The sequence below is a fragment of the Streptomyces sp. A01 genome, from assembly GCF_059026195.1.
Map to the genome: position 1 here is coordinate 63171 of NZ_JBWLKN010000033.1, position 6590 is coordinate 69760.

5 protein-coding genes and 1 pseudogene are annotated in these 6590 nt (G+C 67.8%); 1 reads left to right on the top strand and 5 read right to left on the bottom strand.

All coding sequences use genetic code 11. From position 1 onward, the window contains the following. Positions 1–23 precede the first annotated feature (23 nt). Together AC5P1B_RS31125 and AC5P1B_RS31130 are read right to left on the bottom strand one after the other, a co-directional pair. The gene (locus AC5P1B_RS31125) at positions 24–2096 is read right to left on the bottom strand and encodes a DEAD/DEAH box helicase family protein (RefSeq protein ID WP_493891333.1); all 2073 of its coding nucleotides are present in this window, start codon (positions 2094–2096) and stop codon (positions 24–26) included. Then, the gene (locus tag AC5P1B_RS31130; protein WP_493891334.1) at positions 2093–2515 is read right to left on the bottom strand and encodes a hypothetical protein; all 423 of its coding nucleotides are present in this window, start codon (positions 2513–2515) and stop codon (positions 2093–2095) included. Before AC5P1B_RS31130 ends, AC5P1B_RS31125 begins: the two co-directional genes overlap by 4 nt. A gap of 1123 nt (positions 2516–3638) precedes the next feature. Between AC5P1B_RS31130 and AC5P1B_RS31135 the strand changes: the two genes are divergently transcribed. Continuing rightward, complete coding sequence (locus tag AC5P1B_RS31135; protein WP_493891335.1) at positions 3639–4337, top strand: ricin-type beta-trefoil lectin domain protein; 699 nt, start codon at positions 3639–3641, stop codon at positions 4335–4337. A gap of 61 nt (positions 4338–4398) precedes the next feature. Here the strand turns inward: AC5P1B_RS31135 and AC5P1B_RS31140 are convergent, their stop codons facing one another. From AC5P1B_RS31140 to AC5P1B_RS31150, 3 genes and pseudogenes are all read right to left on the bottom strand, one after another. Continuing rightward, a complete protein-coding gene (locus AC5P1B_RS31140) occupies positions 4399–5394 on the bottom strand; it encodes an abortive infection family protein (protein WP_493891336.1) in 996 nt (331 codons plus the stop codon). Positions 5395–5682: 288 nt separating this feature from the next. Continuing rightward, on the bottom strand, positions 5683–5808 hold the full coding sequence (locus AC5P1B_RS31145; protein WP_493891337.1) for a hypothetical protein: 126 nt from the start codon (positions 5806–5808) through the stop codon (positions 5683–5685). Between the two features lie 70 nt (positions 5809–5878). Further along, positions 5879–6590, bottom strand: a pseudogene (locus tag AC5P1B_RS31150) (hypothetical protein); the annotation flags it as partial.

A 6590-nucleotide genomic window follows, 5' to 3' on the forward strand; every position in this document is an offset into this window, starting at 1 on the left:
CAGGCTCCCACCAGCGCGACAGATCACTGGCCACCGGTCAGCCTCCGCATGTACTCGACGAACTGCTCAAACGGCATCGGAGTCGCGGTGTTCTGCGCGTAGACGGCGTAGCGCTGGGCCATCAGCTGCATCTCCCGCTCCGCGCGCCGGGCCTCCACCCGGTCCAGGTCGTGCACGACACGCTGCTCTACACGCCCCTGCTCGTACAGCACGAACGCATCGACCCCGCCCGGCAACGCACTGTCAGATGCCCCTTCCTCAGCGCCGTCACCGTTTGCGATGTCCGCCTCCAGCGCGCTGACATCGATCAGCGGGAGGTCGAGCAGCAGTGCGGGATCCATGTCGTTGTCCTCGCACATGGCCTCCAGATGGTCCTCGAGGCCGAGTTCGGCGTGGCAGACCACATCCAGGTACTGCTGCTCGGCTGCCAGACCGGGATGCCGCAGCACCCGCACCCCACGCCCGACGAACTGGTAGAACTCGCCGAAGCTGCCATAGTGACGCACGGGCACGACCACGGTGATGGGCGGGAAGTCGTAGCCCTGGCCAAGCATCCGCAACTGCACGATGCCCTGCAGGTCACCCGCGTCCGACTCGAAACGTCGCCGGGTAGCTTTGATCGCCGACGACGACATGCGGTGGTGCAGCGTGGCGCAGGGGATGCCGTGCTCTTCGGCGATCCGGGCGATCTGTCGGGCGTGGGCCTCACCCAACGCCGCAAACAGCGCCCGGGGCTTGACGGGGGCCAGCAGCTTGGCCTGCGCATCCAGACAGGCCCGTGTCACGGTCATCACGTGCCGGATCGAGGCGTCGGACTGCGCGGTGATGCGGGCCATCTTCCGCTCGTCCCCGAGCGCGGCCAGCAGAGCTTGGCGGCCCACGATCTGCTCGCGGTGGCCGTCGGGCCACACCGCCTCGTACACCGTCGCCGCCGCATCCGGGGCGAACCGATGCACACGCAGGTTTTTCGCCGAGCCATCCGCGATGGAATCCACCAGCCGGTAGCGGTAGACGACATCGGCGTCGATCGGCTTGCCGTCCAGACGTTGGAAACACGCCGACATCAACAACGTGTGCGCATCCCGAAAGTGGGCGAACAACCGCTGATAGGAGGCGCTGGCCGCGATGTGGGCCTCGTCGACGACGATGAAGTCGACATCCTCCGGCTCCGACTTGGCCAGCAGGTCCCCGTCCTTGTCGCCGGTGCCCAGCGCGTGAAAGTTCGTCACCAGCACGTCCGCGGCCAGCATCCGCTGCCGGCTCACCCGGCTGATCTGCTCGTCGTCCGCGTCCAAGACCAGCGTGGCCGGCGGCCGGGCACCCGGCAGCAGCGGACCGCCCGCCAGCCCGTACAGGACATTGCCCGGCACTCCCGGATCGAGCGCCTTGGCGAAGGTGGCACGGATGACCGAGCCCGGCGTCACCACCAACGATCGCCGCCTGGTGAACGACAACACAGCCGCCACCCCCAGCGCGGTCTTTCCGGCCCCGACCGCCATCACCGTGGCCGCATGCCGGCCGCCGGAGGCGTAATAGTTGGCCAGCGCGGCCAGGGCCTCGTCCTGGCAGGCCCGCAACGGCTCCCGGACGACCCGAGCGCGCACACTGGCGAAATAGGCCTCATCGGCCGGCGTCTGGACGCCCCGAGGCGGATCGGCCGCCCGCAAGGGATCGCCCACCATGTCCGGGACCTCGACACGCGGCGCGGCGATCACCAGCGGCGCCAGCACGACATCCTGGCGCAGCATCGCCTGCAGCTGAGCCACGCAGCGTGCAGTGTCCAGGCGCACCGCGTCGTAGGGAAAGCGCAGCACCGTCAGCCCCGTGGCCGCCAGGTCGTTCTGCCGCAGCCGGTCGTAGGTGAAGGCGGCACGGTCACTGTGGAAGGTGAACCCGTCCAACTCGACGGCCAGATGCAGCGACTCGCCTGCGATCAGATAATCCAGCCGGTAGGTGCGCTCATTGACCGTCACCGGATGCTGGCTGCGCACGTGGGCCACGATGCCCCGCTGCGCGGCCGGAGTGAGCACCCAGCGCAGGAAAGCCTCTTCCAGAAAGGAGGCCGAGGGGATCAACTGCTCCAGTCCGGCACTCACGCCAGCCCGCCAACCGCCGCCTCAACAGTCAGTGCCCCGAGCTTCTCCGAGAGGCGGGCCACCGCATCCTCCCCCTGCCCGAACCGTCCCAGCCGCCGCGCCACGCCGAGGGCCTCGGCGAAGGCGCCCTCGCGCTCCAGCAGCATCACGAGTCGCGGAACGGACGTCACGTGCACAAACGTTGCCGGGAAAGGGCCGGAGTCAAAGGAGATCGCCTGCGGGGCAGCCTCCATCAACTCCAAGTCCAACAGCGCGAACACCTCAAGCAGCGCAAGCCCGTCAGGGTATGCACGCCGGCCGCTCCACAGCCGGTCCACGGCACCCTGCAGGACGAAGTGGTAGTCCATCGCCTCACCAGGCAGCTCCAGCGCCTCCCAGACCCGGGTGACCAAGCCCGCCCCGCTCGCCTCCACCGGCACATGCCGACTGGCCGGCGTTGCCGACGTACTGCCCTCAGCCGACGGCCACATCAGTGAGCCGTACGACTTCTCCGGACGGACACGCGCCGCCGCGAGCGAGTCACGGACGACTCCAGGACTCCCGGTGAAACGCACGCCGGGAATCGCTGCCAAACGCTCAAACCACGCAGCCACGTGCCCTCGCTCTTCCCACTTCCACGGTGTCCACGCCACCCAAGTCCGCACGCCCTAGTGCGGTCCAGCTGAACCTAGGTTGAGCACGGCCCCCGTGCGCGCTGCCTCGTCCATGCATCCTCTCGCGGACCCGCTCGCCCGAGCGCCGGATTCCGTGGAATAGCCCGCCAACTGGGCGACGCCCGACTCGGCACTGTCGGCACCACTCCGACGTGGGGAGGGAGAGCAGCCAGGCAAACCCGCACAGGGCGCGGGAGCAATATGCCTGTGCGCGGGATGCGGACGCGTGCCGCCAGGTTGTGCCAGGCTTGCTGACGGAGTTGGGCAGGGCTGAGACCGTACGGCGTTGAAAGGGTGTGCTCGACGTCGATTACGTTCCCTGGGCGTCGCCGTGGCCCGCAGGAGCGGCCGCTGAAGGAGTGACTTCCTCTCGGGAGAAAGCCTTTGAGCGGCGGCTGCCCCGATGCTTCCGTCACCATCACACAGGTTCGCTGGCCCTTCGGCCGTGCTCGATGCTGGGATGGAGAGAGGCGAGGGCGGCCAGAACAACTGGAACTCGCGGTGCATGCGGGACATGGACGCGGTCCTCTGCACATGGTCTGCAGGCGCGTCGATCTCGGCTAGATTGCCCCGATAGTGGGGTGCTGTCGTTGTTTCTGCACCGGCAATAGCGTGCGGGCCTACCGTGGGGCGGGTGAAGCCTGAGTCAGTGGAGTCCGTCCCGGCCAGCTTGATGCGCCGTCATGGTATGCCAATTGAGCGGTTTTACGGGCAGCCGATGGACGCCGTCACGTGGGCCGACGACAGCTTTGTGCACAGCAATCCTGCATGCCGTGCCCCGGCTGGTGTCGGTCCCGGGGAGGTATATCGTGTCCGCTTCGGTGCGTTCTTTGCCGCGAGTATGTGCGGATGCTGCCGTGTGGAGTGTGCACCTGCGGACAGAGGTCTGGTGGGCGCCGTCGCCGACCTCGTGTGTCTCTGCGAGGCTCTTGAAGAAGAGGACGAAGAAGTAATAAACCGCCAGGAACCGGACTACATGCCGGACTTCCTCGGACTCAACTTCAACTGGGACCACTGGCGTTATCTGCAGTTCCTGCTGGCGGTGACCACCGACGGCTTACGGACGCACCCCTGGCTGCACAGCTGGGCGCGTCCCGTCCTGGCGCGGGCCGCAGCCCACGCGAATCGCCGGTGCGAGGAACAACGGACTCTCATCGACACGGCCGCGATCGAGCGGGCTGCCGAGACGCTCCAGCAGGGCGAGACACCTACCGCGCACCTGGAGCAGGCCTGGCAGGCGTGGCGGCAGCGGCAGGACCCTTACCACGATGCCAGCCCGGATTATGCCTACTACGACGAGAGCGCCCGTCTGCGGCCCCCCAGCCCGGCCGTCGCCAGGCACCCCGCAGCGAACGTAGAGATCAGCGTGCGGCTTCCTTCCATCGGGCTCGACTGGGACGGGCTGCTCATGGTGGAAACCCTGTCGATGTGGGAGATCGCCACGATTGCTGCCTACAAGACCACCGCTGACTGGGCCGGAAGCATTGTCACCCTGGCCGCGCCGCCCGTCGTCGCGCAGGAGTTGCTGAGCCCAGCGAGGGCCCTCGACGTGACGCCACGTCCGTCTGGCACCGGCCGGGTGCCGTAGCGGGTCGCGCCTCCCGGCCCCACCCGCCCGAAGCCGGCTGTGGTCCGTCGCGGCGTGCTGGTCATCGGATTCCGTTGGGGGCGCGGGCCTCGAGCCCCGCGATGATCGTGCTCCAGACCGGTCTTGCCGCCTCGGGCATCTTTCTCAGCGCGACGGTCATGGCGTTGAGGATGTCACTGTGGTCTTGCTGGAAACGCAGCGACCACGAGGCCGACTCCAGCACGTCGGAGAGCCTGGCGAGGACCGTCTCGGGAGCGGAGTGGTGCTGCAGGAGTTCGGCTGCGCAGTCCGCGCTGGCGGCTGCGTAGGCGTCTGCCTGACCGTCGTCGTTGACGAACAGCCCCTGCACCACACCTTCCCGGTAGTCGTCCGGCCACCGCTGCGGGGCATCCGCGCAGGCGCGGATGCCCTCAAGGCGGACAGTGAAGGTCTCCCTGGCCGCGCGCTGGCCCACGGCAACGCCCAGCCGGTGCTGTTCGGCCTCGTCGAGGCGGGGAATGTTGGCCGCCTCCAGCCGAGCGGCAAGGTCACCCTGGGAGAAGACGCTGCGGTGAAGGTCGTCCACCAGCGGCCCCACGGCGCCCAGGAGCACGGTCTTAAGCCGGGTCAGGGCCCAGCGCACCCAGACCAGTGCGGCGTGGACGGACGCGTCGACGACCTCGTCCGTGATGTCGTGGATGGTGGCGCGGCCGTGCCCGGTTCCGTAGCGGTTGCGCAGCTCCCGCAGCTGAATCGCCATCTTCTTGGCGTAGTCAGGGATTTGACGCAACGGATGGTTGCCGGGAATGTCCGGACCGATCACATGCTCGATGACCTGATGCGCCGACGCGAGCACCTTCGTGTACTCATCGCCGTCGGCCACCACGCGGCCGTAGGCCACCAGCGTGACCCGGGCGACGCACTCGACCAGCTCTTTGGCCGAGCCGACGATGAGGGGACGGTCATCTGCAGCGACAGCAGCAGCAAGACGGCCGTATGCGTCTTCGATCGCACGCCACTGATCGTGCTGGAGGTCTTCGGCCCGCGGGAGAGGTTCCTGCACCAGGAGTTGAATCACATCCCGTATTCTCCCTGCGCCCGGCGGGCCATGGCCCGCCGGGCGGTCCGCGGTGCAGTCGGGAACCGAAGGTGAGCGTTGGCCGGGCCGACCTAACGAGCCGGCCGGCCCGGCCGCAGATAGCAGCAGCCAGCGCCGACCGGTGTCGCGCCGGTGCGGCTATTCGGGTCCGTCGTCCTCGCTGCTGCAACGTACTGGGGGATGCTTGCCGTCGGTTCCATTCGGGCGACGGGGACCTCACCACAAGCGCTGCTCCGCGGATTCCACGCGCGACAGCGAAATCGTCCCTCATGACATGGAACGATCCTGGTCGAGGAGACCAGCTCCGACCGTGGATTCGATGCCCTCGTCCGGCAGTTCCTCGTCCGGCCGGGTGAACACTTTGCGATTGATCTTGGTGGTGCAGTCAGCCACCGAACGGACGAAGACGGCCGGAACCGAGACACCCGCAATGCGCAGTGGATCTGCCAGCGACACCCAGGGGTCAGCCGCCGATGTCGATGTCCTCTAGCAGGTCCCGTGTGATGTCCTCGATGCCGTCTTCGATGGCCGTGATGGCCGCCTGGCAGATGAGCTGGGACAGCAGCTTGAGATAGCCGCCGGTGCGGCTGTGCAGGTACTCGTACTCCCCGACCAGCGCATGGGGAGAGAGCCGGTGCAAGCAGAGGTCCTCTTCGAAGCCGCGCAGAACGCTCGGCCAGGTCTCCTGGTCGCCGCTGTACAGCGGGATGGGGTCGAGCCAGGTCACCGGCAGCCGGCTGGGATCCGCCTGGGGGAGCACCTTGTGTTCCGTGCCGCCTGGGCCGTCGATGATCGGGACCCGCAGGCTCAGGCCCTGCTGTGCCTCGCTGAGATGGTCCGTCTTCACACGGGCCGCCCGCAGGATCTCGCGGGCACCGGTACCGCAGAAGATGGTCGTGATGCCGAGCTGTTCGCGCAGGAGGTCGAAGCAGTGCAGCACCGGAGCAAGTTGGTCCGGGTGGACCCGCTGCATGCCGTCCACGAGCAGCAGCTGGGTCCAGCGCCGCCCCAGGACATGGCGCACAGGCTGGGAGAGATCGGGTGTGCGCCTGGGCTGGCGCACCTCGTCCTCGGTCACCGGCGCCGGGGTCAGGCCCAGGGGTGTTCTTGAGTACCGCTGATCAGCGGTTTGGATGGGTGTTCGGAGATCGTTGCCCGTTGTGAGGGTGATCGTT